The sequence below is a fragment of the Pseudomonas sp. Irchel s3b2 genome (assembly GCF_900187445.1).
Taxonomy (GTDB): Bacteria; Pseudomonadota; Gammaproteobacteria; order Pseudomonadales; family Pseudomonadaceae; genus Aquipseudomonas.
On record NZ_FYEB01000003.1, the window covers coordinates 423,129 to 445,029 of the forward strand.

Consider the following 21,901-nt stretch of genomic DNA (forward strand, 5'->3'; position numbering starts at 1 on the left):
TCTCAGCCAGCAGCGCGATGCTGACGGTCGGGAATCTGATGGGGCGCGTGCAAGCGCGCTTCAAGCGTTTTAGTGAAGGCCAGGGCTTCGGCCTCACTACGGAACGTCACAGCGTGTTGATCCAGGCGGACCTGCCAGCGGGATGTTGCCACTTCTTTTATCTGGATCTTCATTGCTGAGCTCCTTTCGTAAAAGACGTCTCGCAAAAGACGTCTCATAAAAGCCATCACGTAAAAGAATGTTCGCAGAGTTTTCGATTGTAGACCTGAATACGATCGCAATTGTGACAACGGTCAATTCTCTGACTGACGGCAAAAGATCGCCGGCTCCTACAAAGGCAGCGATCTTTTGATCTTCAGCTCAGAACCCTTCAAGCACAATCTTGCCCTTGGACTTGCCGCTCTCCAACAGCTCATGGGCACGACGCAGGTTGGCCGCGTTGATGATCCCGAAGTGCTCGCCGACCGTGGTTTTCAGCGTGCCCGCATCGATCAGCCCGGCAACGCGGTTGAGCAGTTTGTGCTGCTCAATCATGTCTGCAGTTTCGAACAGCGAGCGGGTGTACATGAACTCCCAGTGCAGCGACAGGCTCTTGCGCTTGAGTTTGGTCACGTCCAGCGACTTCGGATCATCGATCAGCGCCAGTTTGCCTTGCGGCGTCAACGCCTCCACCAATTGATCCAGGTGTTGATCGGTCTGGGTCAGGCTGGCGACATGGGTCACCTGCTCGATCCCGGCACGTTTGAGTTCTTCACTCAGCGGCTTGTTGTGGTCGATCACTAGGTCAGCGCCCAGGTCACGCACCCAGCTCTGGGTTTGAGGCCGGGAAGCGGTGCCGATGACATTCAGCCCGGTGAGCTGGCTGGCCAATTGCGTGAGGATCGAACCCACACCGCCAGCGGCACCGACGATCAGCAAGCTCTGGTTCTCATCGATTTTGCCTTCGCGCACTTGCAGGCGTTCGAACAGCAATTCCCACGCTGTAATCGCGGTCAGCGGCAGGGCGGCAGCTTCGGCGAAACCGAGGGTTTTCGGCATATGACCGACAATTCGCTCATCCACCACATGCAACTCGCTATTGCCGCCGGCACGAGCGATGGAGCCGGCGTAGAACACTTTATCGCCAGCCTTGAACAAGGTCACTTCGCTGCCGACGGCCTTGACCACACCGGCCACGTCCCAGCCCAGCACCTTTGCCGCGCCATTTTCAGGCTGGACGTTCTGGCGAACCTTGGTATCTACCGGGTTGACCGAGATGGCTTTGACCTCCACCAACAGGTCGCGCGGCCCGGCGACCGGTTCTGGCAGTTCGATGTCTTGCAGGGACTTTTCGTCGCTGATGGGCAGGGAGGCGTAGTAGGCAATGGCTTTCATGTTGGGTTCCTGAGCGGAAATGATTTCGATGGGACAGATGATTGGTTATTTCACGACAAGATAAAACCCGCTAAAAGAGCAGTCTCTTTCAATATTTTTTTGATAATCGGGGCTGACGATGTTGCGTTTCGATGACTTGCAGTTGTTCGTTCGGGCCGCGGACCTGGGCAGTCTGTCGGCGGCGGCGCGGGGCATGGATATGTCGGCGGCGGTGGCCAGTGCGGCGTTGAAGCGCATCGAACAGCAACTCGGAGCACGCTTGCTCGCCCGTTCTACCCGCAGCCTGCGCCTGACCGCTGAAGGCGAGGGCTTTCTGGAATACGCCCGGGCCGCCTTGAGCAATCTCGATGAGGGTCGCCGCTTGCTGGCCAGCGGGCAGGATCAGGTCAGCGGGATTTTGCAGCTGTCGGCGCCTTCGGATTTCGGTCGCAACCTGCTGTTGCCGTGGCTCGACGAGTTTCAGCGTGAGCATCCGAAACTCACGGTACGGTTGCTGCTGGGCGACCGCATCGCCGACCTGTTCCGTCAACCGGTGGACATTGCCCTGCGTTATGGCGAGCCGGAAGACTCGAGCCTGGTGGCGTTGCCCATCGCCCCGCAAAACCGTCGCGTGCTCTGTGCGGCGCCGAGTTACCTGGCACGGCATGGCGAACCTCGGCATCTGGAGCAACTGGCTCAGCACAATTGCCTGTTGTTCATGCTCGGCGGCCGGGTTCACGATCACTGGAGTTTCCACGATGGCAAACGCGAAGTGAGCCTGACGGTCAGTGGCGATCGCTTCAGTGACGACGCCGACGTTGTGCGTCTGTGGGCCATAGCGGGCGCGGGAATTGCGTATAAGTCCTGGCTCGATGTCGCCGCCGATGTGCTGGCCGGTCGTTTGAGGGTGCTGATGCCGGAGCTGCTGTGCGAGAGCGCACCGCTGAATTTGTTGTGCGCCCATCGCGCACAATTGAGTAAGCCGGTGAACCTTTTGCGGGAAATGCTTGCCAGCCGATGCGCTCGCATAAGCAGTCAATTTCCGACGAAATCGGATGTCGATCATTAGTCGCAGGCAAATAGCGAAATTTCTGTCAGGAACTATCACCATCAATGGATCCCCGAGGGCAGGAACCGGCGGTTAACCCGCTTATACTAGCGCCCGCCTCATGTACGCACCGTCGACCTCGCAATGGCGAGGTCAGGTTCGATTCGGTCAGACCCGATGGTCATCACCGGACCTTCTTTGCACCCGCGAAGCAATGGCCGGGCTTTGGCCGGTTTATGGCGGCTTTCGCGTCTTGGCCGATGACACATTACTGGTCAAGATGTCTCTGAGCAGTAAGACGAAACGATTCAACAGGGAGTGAATACATGGAACATGCACCTTGCATCAGCCAGATCGCCACATTGCTGGCTGACCCAAAGCGCAGCGCAATGATGTGGGCCTTGATGGACGGCTCGGCGCGGCAAACCGAAGAGCTGGCATTGCTGGCCGGCCTGTCGCCGTCTTCGGCCAGTGCGCATTTAGGGCGTTTGTCCGCCGGAGGTCTGTTGAAAGTCGAAACCCGTGGGCGCAAACGGTTTTTCCGCCTTGCAGCACCCGAAGTCGGCGCTGCGATAGAGGCCCTGGCCAGCGCGACCCTGGCCAGCACGCCTCGGGACATTCCAGAGGTTTTCAAACGCATGAGCCCTGTCGCCAAACCTCAGGCGGCACCTTCGTCATTGCTGCGGGCCAGGCTCTGCGACGACCATCTGGGCGGTACCCTGGCCGCCGACCTCTACCAGCGTCTGCTGGATGCGGGCTGGATCGAGCAATTCGATCAGCGGGTCATGATCACTCACAAAGGCGCCACACAATTGGCAACGCGCGGTGTGTTCATCCAGGCGCTGGCTCATCGCAACAGCAGAGTCGCCTGCGCTTGCCCGGACTGGAGCGAAAGACGCCCGCACATGGGCGGTTCATTGGGCGCGGCGTTGTTGCAGCTGTTCATGCAATCCGGCTGGTTGAGCCTGCCCAACGATTCGCGAGCGTTGCAGATCACCGCCGCGGGGCAACGGGAAATCCATCGTTTTGCCAAAGAAACCGAACTGGAGATGGCGCTTTAGAGCCCTTGAGGTGCGACGTCCGGGATCTTTGTTTCAGGCGTCGTTCAGAGCTGTGGGCAGGTCGCATCCAGCAATAACCCCCAGCCACTATCGCGCACACTCGATCCGGGGATTTTCGGATTGGGGGAATGTGGCATGGAAACACGAAGCTTCAGCGCGGCAGAACGACTGGAACGGCTGCCCGTCAGCGGTTATCACCGCATCATTTTCATCATCATTGCCTTGGCGTTTTTCTTCGACTCCATGGACCTGGCGATGATGACCTTCCTGCTAGGCTCGATCAAAACCGAGTTCGGCCTGAGCACGGCGCAGGCCGGGTTACTGGCCAGTTCGAGTTTCTTCGGCATGGTCGTGGGCGCATCGCTGTCCGGCATGCTGGCCGACCGCTTCGGGCGCAAACCGGTGTTCCAGTGGAGCATTGTGTTGTGGGGCATCGCCAGCTATCTGTGTTCCACGGCGCAGAACGTCGAAACGCTGACGCTGTTCCGAATCTTGTTGGGGATCGGCATGGGCATGGAGTTTCCGATTGCCCAGTCGATGCTGTCGGAGTTGATTCCGGCCAAACGGCGTGGGCGTTACATCGCGTTAATGGATGGTTTTTGGCCGCTCGGTTTCGTCGCGGCCGGGGTGCTGTCGTACTTCCTGTTGCCGGTGATTGGCTGGCGCGACATTTTTCTGGTGTTGGCGGTGCCGGCGGTGTTCGTCCTGGCGATTCGTTTTTTCATCCCCGAGTCACCGCGCTGGCTGGAGCAGGCCGGGCATCATGACGCGGCGGATAAGGTCTTGCGCGGCATCGAAGCTCGGGTTCGGGCTTCACTGGGTCGTGCGGATTTGCCTGAGCCCATTCGTCTGCCCCGGGTGGCGAGTCAACCGGGCACTTTCTTCTCTGCGCTACGGGAGATCTGGTCGCCGCAGTATCGCCAGCGCACGATGATGATCTGGAGCGTGTGGTTCTTCGCCTTGCTGGGTTTCTATGGCCTGACGTCCTGGCTCAGTGCGCTGTTGCAACAATCGGGTTTCGCCGTGACTCAATCGGTGTATTACACGGTGCTGATTTCCCTCGGCGGGATTCCCGGTTTCCTCATGGCTGCCTGGCTGGTGGAGCGTTGGGGTCGTAAGCCGGTGTGCGTCGTGACGTTGCTAGGCGGCGGGGTCATGGCGTTTCTTTATGGCCAGAGTGCGGTGTTCGGCGGCAACGTCAGCCTATTGATCGCGTCTGGGCTGCTGATGCAGTTTTTTCTGTTCGGCATGTGGGCGGTGCTCTACACCTACACCCCTGAGTTGTACCCGACGTCGGCACGCGCCACGGGCTCGGGGTTCGCTTCGGCCATCGGTCGCGTGGGGTCGTTGCTCGGGCCGTTGGTGACCGGGTTGGTGTTCCCGATGACCGGGCAGGGCGGAGTGTTTGCGCTGGGGGCGATGTGCTTTGCAATTGCGGCGGGGGTGGTGTGGATGTTCGGGATGGAGACCCGGGGCAAGACGTTGGAAGAGTTGAGTGAGCCGGTGATCATCAATTAATCACCGCGTTATCGTTCTTCGCGGGCAAGCCTCGCTCCTACAGGTTTTCCATGGGCCTTGCAGGAGCGAGGCTTGCCCGCGAAGGCGGTCTTACGGTTTCACCAACCGCGCATCCAGGCTGTTCTGCGCCAGACGCTTGGCCTGATCCTGGGTCATGCCAAGATCGGTGTACAGCGCGTGGAAGTTCTCGGTGACATACCCGCCGAAGTAGGCCGGGTCATCGGAGTTCACCGTAACCTTCACACCGCGCTCGAGCATGTCGAGGATGTTGTGCTGGGACATGTGATCGAACACGCAGAGTTTGGTGTTCGACAACGGGCACACGGTCAGCGGGATCTGCTCGTCGATGATCCGCTGCATCAAGCGCTCGTCTTCGATGGCGCGCACGCCATGGTCGATGCGCTGGATTTTCAGCAGGTCGAGGGCTTCCCAGATGTACTCGGGCGGGCCTTCTTCACCGGCGTGGGCCACGGTCAGGAAGCCTTCGCTGCGTGCACGATCGAACACCCGCTGGAACTTGCTCGGCGGATGGCCCATCTCCGAACTGTCCAGGCCCACGGCGACAAACGCATCGCGGAACGGCAGCGCCTGGTCGAGGGTTTTCTGCGCTTCGTCTTCGCTCAGGTGGCGCAGGAAACTGAGGATCAAACCGCTGGTGATGCCCAGTTGCTGCTCGCCATCCTTCAGTGCGGCGGCGATGCCGTTGAGCACTACTTCGAACGGAATGCCACGGTCGGTGTGGGTTTGCGGGTCGAAGAACGGTTCGGTGTGAATCACGTTCTGCGCCTTGCAGCGCAACAGGTAGGCCCAGGTCAGGTCGTAGAAATCCTGAGACGTGCGCAATACATCGGCGCCCTGGTAATACAGGTCGAGAAACTCTTGGAGGTTATTGAAAGCATAAGCCTTGCGCAGGGTTTCGACGTCGCTCCACGGCAGAGCGATCTTGTTGCGTTCGGCCAGGGCGAACAGCAGCTCAGGCTCCAGCGAACCTTCCAGGTGCAAGTGCAATTCTGCCTTGGGCAGAGCGTTCAGCCAGTCGTACATTTTTGAAATCTCATCAGGTGCAATGAGGGCATTCTACAGATGCCCGCAGAAACAATGAGCAAAACCTGACCAGCCGGTTCATTCCACGGCGTCCTGTTCCCGTCGATAGGCATAGGTATCGGCAAAGCGCGATAGCAGGAACTCGGCACAGGTGGTGGCCGGATACTTTGCCGGATGCCGTTCGTCCTGGCAGCCGGGCAGGCATTCAATGGCGGTGTCGGGATGCGGTTCGGCAAAGAACGGCATCGAGTACCGATCCACCCCCAGCGGGCTGATTACCCGATGCGGTGTCGACAGGTAACGGTCGTTGCTCCAACGCGCCATCATGTCGCCGAGATTGACCACGAACGTGCCCTCGATGGGCGGTGCATCAATCCATTCGCCCCACACGTTGCGCACTTGCAGACCGCCGGCGGCATCCTGGTAGAGCAGGGTGATGCAGCCGTAATCGGTATGAGCGCCGGCACCTTGCTGATCTTCGGTGCTGGCGGTGTGGCGCGGCGGGTAATGAATCATCCGCAGCACGCTGACCGGTTCCTTGAAACGGCTATCGAAGAAATCGCGCTCGATGCCCAACGCCAGGGTCATGGCCCGCAATAGGGTTTGAGCGAGCGCCTGCATGTCGAGATAGTGTTGCTCCATCAGCGATTCCCAACCGGGCATCGACGGATGACGGTTGGGACCGCGCAAAGGTTTTTCCGCTACAACCTCGGGATGATCGGCTGGCAGGTGCAGGCCCATGTCGAAGGTTTCTTTCAGATCGCTGGGTTTGCTCGGGTCGAGTTGCTCGGTGGCGATGGCGCCATAGCCGCGGTGGTGGCGGGTTTGGGTGATGTCGATCTTGAGTTTTTCGGCAGTGGGCAAGGCGAAGAAACGTTGGGCATGCTCGAGCACGGCGTCGATACGCGCCGGGGCGATCGGGTGGCCCTTGATATAGAAAAAGCCCCATTCGCGGCAGGCGTGGTCGATTTGTGTGGCGATCGATTGCCAGGCGTTTTGATCAGCGCTGTAGAGCGGGCTGATGTCGATGATGGGAAGGCTGTTCATATTTGCGATCCTGCGAAATGAGCTTTTGTAGGAGCTGGCTTGCCAGCGAAGGCGGTTTCATTTCCGACACCGATGTTGAAGGTGATGGCCTCTTCGCTGGCAAGCCAGCTCCTACAGGGGGGATGTGAGGTCACTTCGGTATCTCGGCCTTCATGCCTTCGACGTAGTAGTTCATCGACGCCAGTTGTGCATTGGTTGCAATCGCGCCCGTCGGGATTTTCTCGACGCCGGCCTGGTCTTTGATCGGCCCGGTGAACGGATGCAATGCACCGCTCTTGATGTCAGCAATGATCTGCTGCGCTTCGGTTTTCACCGCAGCTGGCACCAGGTCGCTGATCGGCAGCTCAACCGTGCCTTCCTTCAGACCACCCCAGTAATCCTGGGATTTCCACGTGTGGTCGAGCACGCTTTGGGTCGCCTGAATGTAATGCGGCCCCCAGTCGTTGACGATAGACGTCAGCACCGCTTTCGGCCCGAAGTGCGCCATGTCCGATGCATAACCGACCGCATACACGCCACGCCGTTCGGCCGCCTGGATCGGTGCCGGGCTGTCGGTGTGCTGGAACACCACGTCCACGCCCTGGTCGATCAGCGCATTGGCGGCGTCGGCTTCCTTGCCCGGATCGAACCAGGAATTGACCCACACCACTTTGATCTCGGTGCCCGGGTTGTACTTGTTCAGGGCCAGTTGGATGGCGTTGATGTCGCGGATCACTTCTGGAATCGGGAAGGAAGCGACGTAGCCGATTTTTTTGGTCTTGGTCATCTTCGCCGCAAGGAAACCACCGACGTAGCGGCCCTCGTAAGTGCGCGCCAGATAAGTGCCGAGGTTCTTGTCCTGCTTGTAGCCGGTGGCGTGTTCGAAGGTCACTTTGGGAAATTGCTTGGCGACTTTCAGGGTTGGATTCATGTAGCCGAAAGACGTGGTGAAGATCAGGTCGTACTTGTCCTTGGCCATGTTGCGGATGACCCGCTCGGCATCGGCGCCTTCGGGGACGTTCTCCACATAGTTGGTGGTGATCTGCTCGCCGAACTTCTCAGCCAGCGCCTTGCGTCCCTGTTCATGCTGATACGTCCAGCCGTGGTCTCCGATCGGGCCAATATAGACGAAGCCGACTTTCAGCGGGTCGGCAGCACTGGCGGTCAGGCTGGCGCTCAGACCGATGGCTGCGGCGACAGCGCAAAGTAGCTGCTTCAACGGACGTTTATGCATGAACGGGAACTCCATTTTGTTGTGAGATGGAGGAGAGCAATGCAAATTGCTGACCAACAGGACAACAAAATACAGGAACCGCGTAACGGCCTTCGCGGGCAAGCCTCGCTCCTACAGGTTTTGCGCCGCATCCATCCCGCGACAGGCACAAATCCCGTAGGAGCGAGGCTTGCCCGCGAAGAGGCCCTGACGACCACCGCAGAACCATCCCGGTGCGCCCTCACCAATCCACGCCATCCACTGGTGCGGGCGCCTCCCCCGTTGGATTGATGTTGTGTCAGATGCCGGCGATCAACTGCCGTGCCGCCTGACTGTGATCGGCAATCAACCCGTGCAGATCCAGCCCTTCAACCTGCCCATCGATCACTCGCCACTTTCCGCCGACCATCACCCGGTCCGCCCGATCCGCGCCGCACAGCAGCAGCGCTGACACCGGATCATGGCTGCCGGAGAAGCGCAGCTCATCCAGTTTGAACAGCGCCAGATCCGCTTGCTTGCCTACCGCCAGTTCACCGATATCGGAGCGCCCGAGCAAACTCGCCGAGCCCTTGGTCGCCCAGCCCAGTACCAATTCCGGCGTAATTTTTTCCGCGCCATAACGCAGCCGCTGGATGTACAGCGCCTGACGGGTTTCGAGGATCATGTTCGACGCATCGTTGGACGCCGAACCGTCTACGCCCAGACCCAGCAGTGCACCCGCAGCGGTCAGGTCCAGCGTCGGGCAAATGCCGGAAGCCAGGCGCATGTTCGAACTCGGGCAATGGCAAATACCCGTGCCGGCCGCGCCGAGGCGGGCGATTTCGTCGGGGTTGAAATGAATGCCGTGGGCCAGCCAGGTGCGCGGGCCGAGCCAGCCGACGCTGTCCAGATAATCCACGGTGCGCAGGCCGAAACGTTGAAGGCAGAAATCTTCTTCGTCGAGGGTTTCCGCCAGGTGCGTGTGCAGGCGCACGTCGAGGGTGTTCGCCAGCTCGGCGCTGGCGGACATGATTTGCGGGGTCACCGAGAACGGTGAGCACGGTGCCAGGGCGATCTGGATTTGCGCACCATCGCCGCGCTCGTGGTATGCGGCAATCAAGCGTTGGCTATCCTCGAGAATCACCTCGCCCTGCTGCACGGTCTGCTGCGGCGGCAGCCCTCCGTCTTTTTCACCGAGGCTCATCGAGCCGCGAGTGAGCATGGCACGCATGCCCAGTTCGCGAACGCTCTCGACCTGCACGTCGATGGCGTTTTCCAGGCCATCCGGAAACAGGTAATGGTGGTCGGCGGCGGTGGTGCAACCGGACAGCAGCAATTCGGCCAACGCGACTTTGGTGGCGAGGGCAAGTTTTTCAGGGGTGAGGCGAGCCCAGACCGGATAGAGGGTTTTCAGCCATGGGAACAACGGCTGATTAACCACGGGTGCCCAGGCACGGGTCAGGGTTTGATAGAAGTGGTGATGGGTGTTGATCAGCCCTGGCAGGATCACGTGTTCGCGCGCATCGAAAACGTGGTCACAAGGCGCGGAGGGTTGCTGGCCGGCGCTGAGCACTTCGACGATCAAACCGTCTTGCAGCACCAGACCGCCACGGGCATCGAGCGCGTTGGCCGTGAAAATGGCGAGGGGATTTTGTAACCAGGTACGGGTCGCAGGCATGGTGGCCGGCTCCTCTGAAAGTTGGGTTCAGGGTTGCCAGCTCAGTGTTGCCCTGTCTGCTGATCCAGGGTCGCCGCGGGGGCGAGGTGCGGAGTTTCGAACAAAAAAGCTTCGCGGGCAAGCCTCCCCCGACCAGACAATGCAAAACCCCTGTAGGAGCGAGCTTGCTCGCGAAAGCGGTATGTCAGGTGACATCAATGTTGACTGTGCCGCCATCTTCGCGAGCAAGCTCGTTCCTACAGATGGGGGATTACCAGGGAATGGTCTCGCCCCTGTAGTTCACAAAATGATGCCCGCCCTTGCCGGCATACGCATTCACCTGATCGATCAACCCCCGCGTACTGGTTTCCACATCGATGTCCGCACCTTCACCGCCCATATCAGTCTTCACCCAACCTGGATGCAGCGACAGCACGGTGAGTTTCTGTTCGCCCAATTGCGTGACGAAGCTGTTGGTCATGGAGTTCAGCGCCGCTTTGCTGGCCTTGTACAGCGCCAGCTCCGGCGCGTCGGGCATGGTCACGCTGCCCAGCACCGAACTCATGAAGGCCAGCACGCCGCTGTCTTCACGAATCTGCCCGACGAAACGCTGGGCCAGATTGATCGGCGCCACGGCGTTGGTGAAGAACAGCTGACCCACCTCGGCCAGAGTTGCGCCGCCCGGCGTCTGAACCTCCGGGCCTTTGACCCCGGCATTCACGAACAACAAGTCGAAGACTTCATCCTTGAGTTGTTGGCTAAGGGCGATGACCGCTTGCTGATCGTCCATGTCGAGTTTTTCGATCCGCACCTTGCCCAATGCTTGCAACGCTTCGGCGCCCTGCGGGTTGCGCACGGTGGCAGTGACTTGCCAACCGTCGGCCAGCAGGGTTTTCACCAGGCCGAGGCCCAAGCCTCGGGAGGCACCGATGATGAGTGCAGTTTTTGCCGTAGACATGAATGGCTTCCTTGATGGATGAGAATCACGGATTTAAAGGACAACGCTGGCTGAGCCGATGTTGCAGTTCCTGACGCAAGACATCGAGTTCGGCTATACGAGTCTCGATCAGGTTCAATTTGTCTTGTAGCAGCTGGGTAACGGCATTGGCCGGGTCGGGCGCCTGCCACAGCGCGGCGACGCTGCTGCCGATCTCGCCGAGGGTAAAGCCCAGTCGCTGAGCGGTCTTGATGTACAGCACCAGTTGCACCATCTCCGCCGGATAGTCGCGATAACCATTGGCGCTGCGTTGCGCGGCGATCAACCCGCGCTGCTCGTAAAAGCGCAACGTGTCGCGGCTGACGGCGCTGGCCTGGGCTAATTCACCGATGCGCATCTTGATGTCTCGAGAGGGCTTGACCCTGGAGCATACTCCAGGCTTTAGCCTTGTTGCTCCCTGAATTGATGGAGCAAGACGGATGTGGACTTCAACGCAATATCGTCAAGTGGTGCGGGGCAGTGCGTGGTACGACCTGATCGTGACCGCTGCTTTTGTGACACCGTGGAGTTTTGCGGCGTTGCATGGTGTCTTGTCGAGCCTGAGCCAGACTTTCAATTTGCCTGGCGAGCTACCGCCGTTCGAGCCGACGCACATGCTGATGGCGAATTTGTTGGGTTCGGTTGTATGCGTGTGGGCGGTGCTGCGGATTCGTGATCCGCAGCAGGTGTTTGGGCGGTATGACGCGGTGGGGAGGTTACTGTTTTCGGTTTGGCAGCTGTATGCCTTGCTCCACGGCGCGAGTTCATTGCTGGTTGTTTTCTTGGTCTTTGAATTGGCGTGGGGCGTTGTTCAGGTGATGCCTGTTCGGGCGCCTTCGCGGGCAAGCCTCGCTCCTACAGGTTTTGCGCCGCACCCGATCCCGCGACAGGCACAAATCCTGTAGGAGCGAGGCTTGCCCGCGAAGAGGCCCTGTGATGGCCAATCCTAATGCCCGGCCTGCCACGGCTGCCCCAACGACACCGGCGCATACAACCGTGTGCGCACGGCATCCCGGGACAGCAGCACCAACACCACAATGGTCGCGACATACGGTAGCATCGCCAGCAGGCTCGACGGAATCGCCAGCCCCAATCCCTGCGCCACCAAATGCAGGATGCTGGCGAGACCGAACAGATACGCCCCGAGCAGCAATCGCCACACTCGCCAACTGGCAAACACCACCAGCGCCAGGGCAATCCAGCCACGACCGGCGCTCATGTTTTCCGCCCACATCGGCGTGTAGGCCAGGGATAAATAAGCCCCGGCCAAACCCGCCATCGCCCCGCCAAACAGCACCGCCAGCGTACGCACGCGAAGCACCGGCAAGCCCATGGCACTGGCCGCGTCCGGGTTTTCGCCGACCGCCTGAATAATCAACCCGATGCGACTTTTCAGAATCACCCAGGCCACTAACGTGAACAGCGCGAACGATAGATACACCAGCAAGTCCTGCGCAAACAGCATCCGCCCGATCAGTGGGATTTCACTCAACAACGGAATCGCCACTGGCTCAAAACCCGCCAACGGTTTGCCAACCCACGCTGCGCCGACAAAAGTCGACAGGCCCACGCCGAAGATCGTCAACGCCAACCCGGTCGCCACCTGATTGGCGTTGAACACCAGCGCCACCAGGGCAAACAGCGACGACAACAGCATCCCGGCGAGCATTGCCAATAACACGCCAAGCCAGAGGTTGCCGCTATTCAGCGCGACGATAAAACCGATCACCGCCCCAAACAGCATCATGCCTTCCTGGCCCAGATTGAGGACGCCACTCTTCTCGCAAATCAGCTCGCCCAGCGCCACCAGCAACAACGGCGTACCGCAGCGGACCATGGCATAGAAAATATTGCTCAGCAGATCGATATCCATCACAAGGCTCCTGCGTGTACGGCGGTGGTTGAGGTGCGCCGTGCCCAGCGCAGGTTCAAACGCGGTCGGTAGAGAATCAGCACGTCACTGGCCAACAGGAAAAACAGCATCATCCCTTGGAAAAGTTGAGTGATCGCTTGCGGCAGGTTCATGCTCATCTGCGCGCTCTCGCCGCCGATGTACAGCAGCGCCATCAACAGGCTGGAAAACAGAATGCCGATGGGATTCAGTCGCCCGAGAAACGCTACGGTGATCGCCGCATAGCCGTAACCCGGCGAGACTTGCGGCACCAGTTGACCGATCGGCCCGGTGACTTCGCACACGCCGGCCAGCCCCGCCAGGCCACCGCTGATCAACAGCGCCAGCCAGATCAGCCGCTTCTCGCGAAAGCCGACGAAACCGGCGGCGCGCTTGTCCAGCCCGAGCACTTTGATCTGGAAGCCGACAAAGCTTTTCTGCAGCAACACCCACACCACCACCAGCGCGAGCAAGGCGAAATAGACCCCGGCGTGCACCCGACCGTCCTCCATCAACAGCGGCAAACGACTGGCGTCGCCGAACATCGCCGACTCTGGAAAGTTGAACCCGGCCGGGTCCTTCAAAGGCCCGTGGACGCAGAACAGCAGCAAGTTCAGGGCGATGTAATTGAGCATGATGCTGGTGAGGATTTCATTGGCGTTGAAGCGTGTGCGCAACCACGCCGTCAGCCCGGCCCATGCAGCACCGGCCAAAGTGCCGGTGAGCAGGATCAACACCAGAGCCCAGCGACTTTGCAAGCCAATGATGTTCACCGCCAACGCGCTGCCGGCCAGGGCGCCGAGCAGCAACTGACCTTCGGCGCCGATGTTCCAGATCCGCGCCTGATACGCCACCGCCAGGCCCAATGCGCAAAGCAGAATCGGCAGCGCTTTGACCAACAGTTCGGAGACGCCATACATGTCGCTGATCGGTGCAATCAGCAAAGTGTGCAAGGTCAGCAACGGATCGTGGCCCAGCGCGATAAATAGCAATGAGCCACAGCCCAGCGTCAACACGGCCGCCAGCAAAGGCGAGCACCACAACATCAGGCGCGATTGCTGACCACGGGGTTCGAGAGAAAGCAGCATGTGAAACTCCGTTAAAGCGTTACGGGGGCAGGTGATTGAGGGGCGTCGAACTGGCCGGCCATCCAGGCGCCGACGTCACTCAGATGGATGTCGACGGTGGCCTGCAAGGGCGACAGCCGACCGCCGCATAAGGCGCCGAGGCGGTCGCTGATCTGGAACAATTCGTCGAGGTCTTCAGAGATCACCAGAATCGCCGCGCCAGCATCGCGCAAGGCAATCAACGCCCGGTGTATGGTCGCGGCCGCACCGACGTCCACGCCCCAGGTCGGGTGTGCGGCCACCAACAGTTTCGGTTGTTGAAGGATTTCCCGGCCGAGGATGAATTTCTGTAAGTTGCCGCCGGACAGGCTGCGGGCCGGCGCTTGAGTGTCGGGTGTCTTGACCCCGAAGCGGTGAATGATTTCTTGGGCCAGCACTTCGACCTTGCCGCGCTGGATCAGCCCGTTGCTGACCAGGCCCTGTTGAAATGCGGTGAGCAAAGCGTTATCTGCCAGGCTCAGCTCCGGGACCGCGCCATGACCCAGGCGCTCGGCGGGGACGAACGCCAGGCCAAGTTTGCGTCGTGCATCCGGCCACAGATGCGCGACCGGTTGGCCGCCGAAACTGATCGTCGAGCCGTCATTTCTCGGTAGCCGTTCCTCACCGCTGAGCAAGGCCAGCAACTCATCCTGACCATTGCCAGCCACTCCGGCGACCCCCACGATTTCGCCGCTGCGCACCTCCAGGTCAATGTCCTTCAGCGAGCAGCCGAACGGGTCCGGGTTGTGCCAGGACAATCGCGTCACGTTCAAAAACGCATCAGCACCCATGACCTTTGGATAGTCGGTGATCAGCTCGGCGGCTTCACCGACCATCAACTGCGCCAGTTGCCGGTCCGAACACTCGGCCGGCACGCAATGCCCGGCCACTCGCCCGCCGCGCAACACCGTGGCGCTGTGGCACAACGCGCGCACTTCACCGAGCTTGTGGCTGATAAACAGAATGCTGCAGCCCTCGGCAGCCAGTCGGCGCAAAGTAATGAACAATTCATCGGCTTCTTGCGGAGTCAGTACCGACGTCGGCTCATCGAGGATCAGCAAGCGAATGTCTTGCATCAGGCAACGAATGATTTCCACCCGCTGACGTTCACCGATGGACAGGCTGTGGACAAGTCGTTCCGGTTCCAGGGCCATGCCGTAGCGTTGGGACACTTCACGAATTTTTGGCTCAAGCTGCTTCGGCGTACCCGCCGCCGCGCCCATTGCCAACGCGATGTTCTGCGCCACGCTCAGGGTTTCGAACAGCGAGAAATGCTGGAACACCATGCCGATTCCGAGGCTGCGAGCCTGGGCCGGGTTGCGCATGGTCAGGCGCTGGCCCTGCCAGATCATTTCTCCTGAGTCGGCGTGAGTGACGCCGTAGATGATCTTCATCAGGGTACTTTTGCCCGCACCGTTTTCGCCGAGCAGGGCGTGGATTTCACCGGGCGCAATGCTCAAGTCGATGGCATCGTTGGCCAGGCAACCGGGGTAACGTTTGCTGATTCTGTGCAATTGCAGACGGGGTGTTTGATCGGGGATCGGTACAGGGTTGGACATGACAGGCTCGGGTCGACAGAAGTTATGCCTGTGGACAAAGCAATTTCCTGGCCATTGAGTCAGGAAATAGATAAAGCCCTGTTGGCATAGGCGTTGTGGACGGTACCCGTCATATTTCCAATTCCGAATCAGGCACCACTTAAGGGCACGCTTTTTGATCAGGCTCCGGTTTTGCGCGCGGTGAATTGATCAAAAAACGAGCAGTAGCCTGCAAGCTATGTCAGACAGGGGGCTGCGCCAGCCATGAACGGGTTATCCACAGGTTGTTCCACAGGATCTGTGCGCAAGCCGAGCGCACGGGCATAAGTACTGTGGGGCTTTCTTCTAAAGGTGATAAACCGCTCTAACTGATTGTTTTTATATGGAATAAATGTTGTTGTTGGGGATTTGGATGAAAAATGAGCAAAGCTCGCAAAGCCGCATGACAGAAGGGTTACAGGGGAATGTGCTCAGGTTATCCACAGCCGGGTACACAGCAGATGTGGGCAAGTATCGAATGTAGGATAAATGGGGGCGCCCCAAAAGATCGCAGCCTTTGGCAGCGCCCACAGGTGCGTAGGAGCTACCGAAGGCTCGGGCCGCGTTCGGACGATCTTTTGATCTTCTAACGCCGCAACAAAATGCGCCCGCGACTCAAATCCGCCAGCTGCATCTGCAAGGTATCTATCTGCCCCTCGCCGATCGCCAATTGCAGCTCCACGCCATTGGCCGTGAAGACTTCTTCCACAACCAACCCCCCTGACTCCGCCACCCGAAGCTTCACCAGCGACAACTCGCCAAAGGCACAGGCGCAACTGACCGGCACCCGGCTGATCAGCTCGACCTTCGGCGCCCCTTGCAGGCATTTGTTGGCACCGCCGCCATAGGCACGGGCGAGGCCGCCGGTGCCCAGTTGAATGCCGCCATACCAGCGGATCACCAGCACCGCGACCTGATCGCAATCCTGCGCTTCGATCGCTGCCAGAATCGGCCGGCCAGCGGTGCCGCCGGGTTCGCCATCATCGTTGCTGCGATATTGATCGCCGAGTTTCCAGGCCCAGCAATTGTGCGAGGCGTTCAAATCACTGTGCTGCTCGATGAACGCTTGGGCATCAGTTGCGCTGGTGATCGGTGCAGCGAGGGCGATGAAGCGGCTTTTGCGAATCTCTTCGCGGTACTCGCAAAAACCGCTGAGGGTAAAAGGCATAAGTGTCTTAGATAGCAGGCGTCAGGCCGCAGCCTTTGAGAATGATGCGGATCAGGTTGTTGCCGGCGTCTTCCATGTCTTGCTTGGTCAACTTGGTGCGCCCGGTGACACGACAGATCTGCGTGGCAAAATCGGCGTAATGCTGGGTGCTGCCCCACAGCAGGAAGATCAGGTGCACCGGGTCGACCGGGTCCATTTTGCCAGCGTCGATCCACGCCTGAAACACTGCGGCCCGGCCCTGAAACCAGATGCGATAGTCCTGGTTGAAATGCGCGCTCAGGCATTCGCCGCCGCTGATGACCTCCATGGCGAAGACCCGCGAAGCTTGTGGCTGGCGCCGGGAGAATTCCATTTTTGCGCGGATGTATCGGGTCAATGCTTCTGCCGGATCATCCTCGACGGTCAGGGTATTGAAGGTGCTGTCCCACAATTCAAGGATGTTACTCAGCACCGCCACGTACAAACCGAGTTTGTTGGTGAAGTAGTAATGCAGATTGGCTTTGGGCAATCCGGCATTCTGCGCGATGGTGTTCATGCTGGTGCCTTTGAACCCGTGACGGGCGAACTCGTCTTCGGCGGCTTTGATGATGGTCTCTTCGTTCTTCTGACGAATGCGGCTGGCGGGTTTGTCGCCGTGGGCTGGGACTTCAAAGGTCATAGGCACTTCCGAACAGGTAAATGGGTGCAACCAGATGCGTTGATAGCGCACCCGCAGGTCTCAGACAAGTCCTGTTGCGATAAAACCTGCGCACCGGTTCTATTGTTCAACGCGTCGCCGCCAGACTCTCCAGAAAACTCTCCAGCACCAAATGGGGACGACGGCCCTTGCGGGTGACCGATGCCAGACTCAGGTCATAAAAACGCGCCTTGGGTTTCAGTGCACGCAAGCGGCCCTGCTGCACCCAAAGGCTGGCGTAGTGATCCGGCAGGTAACCGATGTAGCGTCCGGTCAGAATCAGAAATGCCATACCTTCGCGATCCGACGCACTGGCGGTACAGTTGAGCGCCTGGTAATGGGCCTGAATCTCGGCGGGCAAACGGAAAGTCGGGGCGATGGCGTCCTGGCTGTTGAGACGCTCATCGTCCAGTTGTTTGTCGTCGACATAAAACAGCGGATGGCCGACCGCGCAATACAACAGCGAGCGTTCGCTGTAGAGCGGCTGATATTCCAGTCCCGATAGCGCACTGGCTTGCGGCACCACGCCGACATGCAAGCGACCGTCGAGCACGCCTTGTTCGACTTCATTGGGCGCGATCATGCGGATCTGGATCTGCACGTCCGGGCCACGCTCCTTCAACTGCGCCAAGGCGTGGGTAATGCGCATGTGGGGCAGGGTGACCAGGTTGTCGGTCAGACCGATGGTCAACTCGCCGCGCAAGTGTTGGTGGAGGCCGTTGACCTCGGTGCGGAAACTTTCCAGCGCACTTAACAGCTGCAGCGCTGATTGGTAGACCTCGCGACCTTCTTCAGTCAGGGAAAAACCGGCGCGACCGCGTTGGCACAGACGCAGGCCGAGGCGTTGCTCCAGATCGCTCATCTGTTGGCTGATGGCTGAGCGACCGATGCCCAGCACAGATTCCGCTGCGGAGAAGCCGCCGCATTCCACGACGCTGCGAAAAATCCGCAACAGGCGAATATCAAAGTCACTGACTTGTGCCAGCGGATCGGGGCGACGGCTGCTCATGCTTTGTTTACTCAAAGTTTAGTAGCGGGCTGACTGAAGGTTAGAAAAGTTGGATTTCACCGACTTTATCCTCGTGGCAATTTAGCTGCAAGAACGCTTTTCATCTCCACGCCGCTTATTGCCCTGCGAGGTTTTGCCCATGAACGTGCCTGAAAACGCCCCGACTTCCCTAGCCAGCCAGCTCAAGCTCGATGCTCACTGGATGCCCTACACCGCGAACCGTAATTTCCAGCGCGACCCGCGACTGATCGTGGCTGCCGAGGGCAGTTGGCTGACAGACGACAAGGGCCGCAAAGTCTACGATTCGCTCTCGGGTCTGTGGACCTGCGGTGCCGGACACACCCGCAAGGAAATCCAGGAAGCGGTGGCCAAGCAATTGGGCACCCTCGATTACTCGCCGGGCTTCCAGTACGGTCACCCGCTGTCGTTCCAGTTGGCCGAGAAAATCACCGACCTGACGCCGGGCAATCTGAATCACGTGTTCTTCACCGACTCGGGTTCCGAGTGTGCCGACACGGCGGTGAAAATGGTGCGTGCTTACTGGCGCCTGAAAGGCCAGGCCACCAAAACCAAAATGATCGGTCGTGCTCGTGGTTATCACGGCGTGAACATCGCCGGCACCAGCCTCGGCGGCGTGAACGGCAACCGCAAACTGTTCGGCCAGGCGATGATGGACGTCGATCACCTGCCGCATACATTGCTTGCAAGTAATGCTTATTCCCGTGGCATGCCGGAGCAGGGTGGTATCGCGCTGGCGGATGAATTGCTCAAGTTGATCGAGCTACACGATGCATCAAACATCGCTGCGGTGTTTGTCGAGCCCTTGGCCGGTTCCGCTGGTGTACTGGTTCCACCGCAGGGGTACCTCAAGCGTCTGCGCGAGATCTGCGATCAGCACCACATCCTGCTGGTGTTCGACGAAGTGATCACCGGTTTCGGCCGTACCGGTTCGATGTTCGGTGCCGACAGCTTCGGCGTGACTCCTGACCTAATGTGCATTGCCAAGCAAGTCACCAACGGCGCAATCCCGATGGGCGCGGTGATTGCCAGCTCCGAGATCTACCAGACCTTCATGAATCAGGCGACGCCGGAATACGCGGTGGAATTCCCTCATGGTTACACCTATTCCGCACACCCGGTGGCTTGCGCTGCGGGCCTGGCAGCACTCGACCTGCTGCAGAAGGAAAACCTGGTGCAAAGCGTGGCGGAAGTGGCGCCGCATTTCGAAAATGCGTTGCATGGTCTGAAGGGCTCGAAAAACGTCATCGACATTCGTAACTACGGGTTGGCCGGTGCCATCCAGATTACGCCTCGCGACGGCGATGCCATCGTGCGTCCGTTCGAAGCCGGCATGGCCTTGTGGAAAGCCGGGTTCTACGTGCGCTTCGGCGGCGACACCCTGCAATTCGGCCCAACCTTCAACAGCAAGCCACAAGACCTCGATCGTCTGTTCGACGCGGTCGGCGAAGTGCTGAACAAAATCGACTGATTTTTCCCTCTTATATAGGCGTCCTTTCGCGGGCGTCTGTGGACAACTTTTCAGGAGCCCCGCATGAGCCTTATCCCGCATTTGATCAATGGCGAACTGGTGACCGACGACGGTCGTACGGCCGACGTGTTCAACCCGTCCACCGGTCAGGCGATCCACAAGCTGCCATTGGCCAGCCGTGAAACCATTCAAAAAGCCATCGACTCCGCCAAAGCTGCGTTCCCGGCCTGGCGTAACACTCCGCCGGCCAAGCGTGCCCAGGTGATGTTCCGCTTCAAGCAACTGCTGGAACAGAACGAAGCTCGCATTGCACAACTGATCAGCGAAGAACATGGCAAGACCCTGGAAGATGCGGCCGGTGAATTGAAGCGCGGGATCGAGAATGTCGAGTTCGCCTGTGCTGCACCGGAAATTCTCAAGGGCGAATACAGCCGTAACGTTGGGCCGAACATTGATGCCTGGTCGGATTTCCAGCCGTTGGGCGTGGTGGCCGGTATTACCCCGTTCAACTTCCCGGCCATGGTGCCGCTGTGGATGTATCCGCTGGCGATCGTTTGCGGCAACTGCTTTATTCTGAAACCGTCCGAGCGTGATCCAAGCTCGACGCTGCTGATTGCGCAGCTGTTGTTGGAAGCCGGCCTTCCGAAAGGTGTGCTGAGTGTGGTGCACGGCGACAAGGCTGCGGTGGATGCTCTGATCGAAGCGCCGGAAGTCAAAGCGCTGAGCTTCGTCGGTTCGACACCGATTGCCGAATACATTTACGCCGAAGGTACCAAGCGCGGCAAACGCGTCCAGGCGCTGGGCGGGGCGAAGAACCATGCGGTGCTGATGCCGGATGCGGATCTGGATAACGCGGTCAGCGCATTGATGGGCGCGGCGTACGGTTCGTGCGGTGAGCGCTGCATGGCGATCTCGGTAGCCGTGTGCGTCGGTGATCAGGTGGCGGATGCATTGGTGGCCAAACTGACGCCGCAGATCAAGGCGCTGAAAATCGGTGCGGGTACGACCTGCGGCCTGGATATGGGGCCGCTGGTTTCCGGTCAGGCTCGCGACAAAGTCAGCGGCTATATAGAAGACGGCGTTTCAGCGGGTGCGACCTTGGTGGTGGATGGTCGTGGTCTGAGCGTGGCCGGTCATGAAGAAGGTTTCTTCCTGGGCGGTTGCCTGTTCGATAACGTCACGCCAGAGATGCGCATCTATAAAGAAGAGATCTTCGGGCCGGTGCTGTGCGTCGTCCGGGTCAACAGCCTGGAAGAGGCGATGCAACTGATCAACGATCACGAGTATGGCAACGGCACCTGTATCTTCACGCGTGATGGGGAAGCGGCGCGGTTGTTCTGCGATGAAATTGAAGTGGGCATGGTCGGCGTTAACGTGCCATTGCCGGTGCCAGTGGCTTATCACAGCTTTGGTGGCTGGAAGCGTTCGCTGTTCGGCGATCTGCATGCGTATGGTCCGGATGGCGTGCGTTTCTATACTCGTCGCAAGGCGATTACCCAGCGCTGGCCACAACGGGCGAGCCATGAAGCTTCGCAGTTCGCATTCCCTAGCTTGTAAGTAGAAGGGCAGAAGGCCGACCTCTTGAGGTCGGCCTTCACGTTTTCGGGCTTTTTGGACTTATATGACAGAAATGTGAAAATTGGTGTTGACGGTAGATTCTGGAAGTCTATAATTCGCCCCACTTCCGGCGCAGTCGAAATGGAAAACTCCTTGGTAAACAATGAGTTACGCAGTTTTCGGCAGCGGTTACGCTTCAGTTCATCGAAGCCAGAAGGAGTTGGTAAGGCAGTGTGTTTTCGCCTTATTGACGGTTCGATCATCTCGGTCGAAAGCGGAGAAAAAGAGGTGTTGACAGCAGCGAGTAACGCTGTAGAATTCGCCTCCCGCTAACGAGAGATCGGAAGCGCAAGTGGTTGAAGTTGTTAAGGAAAACCTTGAGAGCTTCTGAAAATAACCGCTTGACAGCAACAGAGGCTGCTGTAGAATGCGCGCCTCGGTTGAGTCGAAAGATCTTAACCAACCGCTCTTTAACAACTGAATCAAGCAATTCGTGTGGGTGCTTGTGGAGTCAGACTGATAGTCAACAAGATTATCAGCATCACAAGTTACT

Annotated in this window: 20 protein-coding genes; 6 read left to right on the forward strand and 14 right to left on the reverse strand. The window is 59.1% G+C overall.

Going from position 1 to position 21,901, the window contains the following annotated elements:
* Positions 1-2: 2 nt before the first annotated feature.
* On the reverse strand, positions 3-173 hold the full coding sequence (locus CKW20_RS29555) for a hypothetical protein (protein ID WP_176466883.1): 171 nt from the start codon (positions 171-173) through the stop codon (positions 3-5).
* A gap of 187 nt (positions 174-360) precedes the next feature.
* Positions 361-1,374 carry a zinc-binding alcohol dehydrogenase family protein gene (locus CKW20_RS11445; protein WP_095052997.1) on the reverse strand — a complete coding sequence of 338 codons (1,014 nt, stop codon included), beginning with the start codon at positions 1,372-1,374 and terminating at the stop codon, positions 361-363.
* 118 nt (positions 1,375-1,492) lie between these two features.
* Here CKW20_RS11445 and CKW20_RS11450 point away from each other — a divergent pair, with 118 nt between their 5' ends.
* From CKW20_RS11450 to CKW20_RS11460, 3 genes are all read left to right on the forward strand, one after another.
* Entirely contained in the window at positions 1,493-2,422 is a 930-nt protein-coding gene (locus tag CKW20_RS11450; RefSeq protein ID WP_095052998.1) for a LysR family transcriptional regulator, read from the forward strand.
* 305 nt (positions 2,423-2,727) lie between these two features.
* Positions 2,728-3,462 carry a helix-turn-helix transcriptional regulator gene (locus tag CKW20_RS11455; protein ID WP_095052999.1) on the forward strand — a complete coding sequence of 245 codons (735 nt, stop codon included), beginning with the start codon at positions 2,728-2,730 and terminating at the stop codon, positions 3,460-3,462.
* Between the two features lie 135 nt (positions 3,463-3,597).
* Positions 3,598-4,980 carry an MFS transporter gene (locus tag CKW20_RS11460; RefSeq protein WP_095053000.1) on the forward strand — a complete coding sequence of 461 codons (1,383 nt, stop codon included), beginning with the start codon at positions 3,598-3,600 and terminating at the stop codon, positions 4,978-4,980.
* A 90-nt stretch (positions 4,981-5,070) separates the two neighbouring features.
* On the opposite strand, the gene CKW20_RS11465 is transcribed toward CKW20_RS11460, so the two are convergent.
* From CKW20_RS11465 to CKW20_RS11490, 6 genes are all read right to left on the reverse strand, one after another.
* Positions 5,071-6,024 (reverse strand): adenosine deaminase, encoded by a 954-nt coding sequence (locus CKW20_RS11465; RefSeq protein WP_007907140.1) that lies wholly within the window; start codon positions 6,022-6,024, stop codon positions 5,071-5,073.
* Positions 6,025-6,102: 78 nt separating this feature from the next.
* A complete protein-coding gene (locus CKW20_RS11470; RefSeq protein WP_095053001.1) occupies positions 6,103-7,071 on the reverse strand; it encodes a 2-oxoglutarate and iron-dependent oxygenase domain-containing protein in 969 nt (322 codons plus the stop codon).
* Between the two features lie 130 nt (positions 7,072-7,201).
* Positions 7,202-8,284: a BMP family ABC transporter substrate-binding protein gene (locus CKW20_RS11475; protein WP_095053002.1), complete on the reverse strand. Its 1,083-nt coding sequence runs from the start codon at positions 8,282-8,284 to the stop codon at positions 7,202-7,204.
* A gap of 277 nt (positions 8,285-8,561) precedes the next feature.
* A complete protein-coding gene (locus CKW20_RS11480; protein ID WP_095053003.1) occupies positions 8,562-9,920 on the reverse strand; it encodes an 8-oxoguanine deaminase in 1,359 nt (452 codons plus the stop codon).
* Between the two features lie 250 nt (positions 9,921-10,170).
* The gene (locus tag CKW20_RS11485; RefSeq protein WP_095053004.1) at positions 10,171-10,857 is read right to left on the reverse strand and encodes an SDR family oxidoreductase; all 687 of its coding nucleotides are present in this window, start codon (positions 10,855-10,857) and stop codon (positions 10,171-10,173) included.
* A gap of 25 nt (positions 10,858-10,882) precedes the next feature.
* Complete coding sequence (locus CKW20_RS11490) at positions 10,883-11,233, reverse strand: MerR family transcriptional regulator (RefSeq protein ID WP_095053005.1); 351 nt, start codon at positions 11,231-11,233, stop codon at positions 10,883-10,885.
* A gap of 82 nt (positions 11,234-11,315) precedes the next feature.
* Here CKW20_RS11490 and CKW20_RS11495 point away from each other — a divergent pair, with 82 nt between their 5' ends.
* Positions 11,316-11,780, forward strand: coding sequence for a hypothetical protein (locus CKW20_RS11495; protein WP_095053006.1), 465 nt, complete (start codon positions 11,316-11,318; stop codon positions 11,778-11,780).
* 41 nt (positions 11,781-11,821) lie between these two features.
* Here CKW20_RS11495 and CKW20_RS11500 read toward each other — a convergent pair whose 3' ends face one another.
* The 6 genes from CKW20_RS11500 to CKW20_RS11525 all read right to left on the reverse strand — a co-directional run bounded on the left by CKW20_RS11500 (position 11,822) and on the right by CKW20_RS11525 (position 18,302).
* The gene (locus CKW20_RS11500; protein WP_095053007.1) at positions 11,822-12,748 is read right to left on the reverse strand and encodes an ABC transporter permease; all 927 of its coding nucleotides are present in this window, start codon (positions 12,746-12,748) and stop codon (positions 11,822-11,824) included.
* Positions 12,748-13,854, reverse strand: a complete 1,107-nt coding sequence (locus tag CKW20_RS11505) for an ABC transporter permease (protein ID WP_095053008.1) — start codon at positions 13,852-13,854, stop codon at positions 12,748-12,750. The genes CKW20_RS11500 and CKW20_RS11505 overlap by 1 nt, the downstream gene beginning before the upstream one ends.
* An 11-nt stretch (positions 13,855-13,865) precedes the next feature.
* A complete protein-coding gene (locus CKW20_RS11510; RefSeq protein ID WP_095053009.1) occupies positions 13,866-15,431 on the reverse strand; it encodes an ABC transporter ATP-binding protein in 1,566 nt (521 codons plus the stop codon).
* Between the two features lie 604 nt (positions 15,432-16,035).
* Positions 16,036-16,617, reverse strand: coding sequence for a YigZ family protein (locus tag CKW20_RS11515; protein ID WP_095053010.1), 582 nt, complete (start codon positions 16,615-16,617; stop codon positions 16,036-16,038).
* 7 nt (positions 16,618-16,624) lie between these two features.
* Positions 16,625-17,275, reverse strand: a complete 651-nt coding sequence (locus tag CKW20_RS11520; protein WP_095053011.1) for a TetR/AcrR family transcriptional regulator — start codon at positions 17,273-17,275, stop codon at positions 16,625-16,627.
* A 106-nt stretch (positions 17,276-17,381) separates the two neighbouring features.
* The gene (locus CKW20_RS11525) at positions 17,382-18,302 is read right to left on the reverse strand and encodes a LysR family transcriptional regulator (protein WP_008006295.1); all 921 of its coding nucleotides are present in this window, start codon (positions 18,300-18,302) and stop codon (positions 17,382-17,384) included.
* A gap of 139 nt (positions 18,303-18,441) precedes the next feature.
* Between CKW20_RS11525 and CKW20_RS11530 the strand changes: the two genes are divergently transcribed.
* Together CKW20_RS11530 and CKW20_RS11535 are read left to right on the forward strand one after the other, a co-directional pair.
* Positions 18,442-19,791, forward strand: coding sequence for an aspartate aminotransferase family protein (locus CKW20_RS11530; RefSeq protein WP_095053012.1), 1,350 nt, complete (start codon positions 18,442-18,444; stop codon positions 19,789-19,791).
* A gap of 63 nt (positions 19,792-19,854) precedes the next feature.
* On the forward strand, positions 19,855-21,348 hold the full coding sequence (locus CKW20_RS11535) for a CoA-acylating methylmalonate-semialdehyde dehydrogenase (protein ID WP_095053013.1): 1,494 nt from the start codon (positions 19,855-19,857) through the stop codon (positions 21,346-21,348).
* Positions 21,349-21,901: the final 553 nt, after the last annotated feature.

Coding starts and splice junctions, on each gene's coding strand:
- CKW20_RS11445 (WP_095052997.1), bottom strand. CDS start 1,374: ATGAAAGCCATTGCCTACTACGCCTCCCTGCCCATCAGCGACGAAAAG.
- CKW20_RS11470 (WP_095053001.1), bottom strand. CDS start 7,071: ATGAACAGCCTTCCCATCATCGACATCAGCCCGCTCTACAGCGCTGAT.
- CKW20_RS11455 (WP_095052999.1), top strand. CDS start 2,728: ATGGAACATGCACCTTGCATCAGCCAGATCGCCACATTGCTGGCTGAC.
- CKW20_RS11485 (WP_095053004.1), bottom strand. CDS start 10,857: ATGTCTACGGCAAAAACTGCACTCATCATCGGTGCCTCCCGAGGCTTG.
- CKW20_RS11515 (WP_095053010.1), bottom strand. CDS start 16,617: ATGCCTTTTACCCTCAGCGGTTTTTGCGAGTACCGCGAAGAGATTCGC.
- CKW20_RS11450 (WP_095052998.1), top strand. CDS start 1,493: ATGTTGCGTTTCGATGACTTGCAGTTGTTCGTTCGGGCCGCGGACCTG.
- CKW20_RS11460 (WP_095053000.1), top strand. CDS start 3,598: ATGGAAACACGAAGCTTCAGCGCGGCAGAACGACTGGAACGGCTGCCC.
- CKW20_RS11505 (WP_095053008.1), bottom strand. CDS start 13,854: ATGCTGCTTTCTCTCGAACCCCGTGGTCAGCAATCGCGCCTGATGTTG.
- CKW20_RS29555 (WP_176466883.1), bottom strand. CDS start 173: ATGAAGATCCAGATAAAAGAAGTGGCAACATCCCGCTGGCAGGTCCGC.
- CKW20_RS11475 (WP_095053002.1), bottom strand. CDS start 8,284: ATGCATAAACGTCCGTTGAAGCAGCTACTTTGCGCTGTCGCCGCAGCC.
- CKW20_RS11520 (WP_095053011.1), bottom strand. CDS start 17,275: ATGACCTTTGAAGTCCCAGCCCACGGCGACAAACCCGCCAGCCGCATT.
- CKW20_RS11535 (WP_095053013.1), top strand. CDS start 19,855: ATGAGCCTTATCCCGCATTTGATCAATGGCGAACTGGTGACCGACGAC.
- CKW20_RS11525 (WP_008006295.1), bottom strand. CDS start 18,302: ATGAGCAGCCGTCGCCCCGATCCGCTGGCACAAGTCAGTGACTTTGAT.
- CKW20_RS11500 (WP_095053007.1), bottom strand. CDS start 12,748: ATGGATATCGATCTGCTGAGCAATATTTTCTATGCCATGGTCCGCTGC.
- CKW20_RS11495 (WP_095053006.1), top strand. CDS start 11,316: ATGTGGACTTCAACGCAATATCGTCAAGTGGTGCGGGGCAGTGCGTGG.
- CKW20_RS11510 (WP_095053009.1), bottom strand. CDS start 15,431: ATGTCCAACCCTGTACCGATCCCCGATCAAACACCCCGTCTGCAATTG.
- CKW20_RS11465 (WP_007907140.1), bottom strand. CDS start 6,024: ATGTACGACTGGCTGAACGCTCTGCCCAAGGCAGAATTGCACTTGCAC.
- CKW20_RS11530 (WP_095053012.1), top strand. CDS start 18,442: ATGAACGTGCCTGAAAACGCCCCGACTTCCCTAGCCAGCCAGCTCAAG.
- CKW20_RS11480 (WP_095053003.1), bottom strand. CDS start 9,920: ATGCCTGCGACCCGTACCTGGTTACAAAATCCCCTCGCCATTTTCACG.
- CKW20_RS11490 (WP_095053005.1), bottom strand. CDS start 11,233: ATGCGCATCGGTGAATTAGCCCAGGCCAGCGCCGTCAGCCGCGACACG.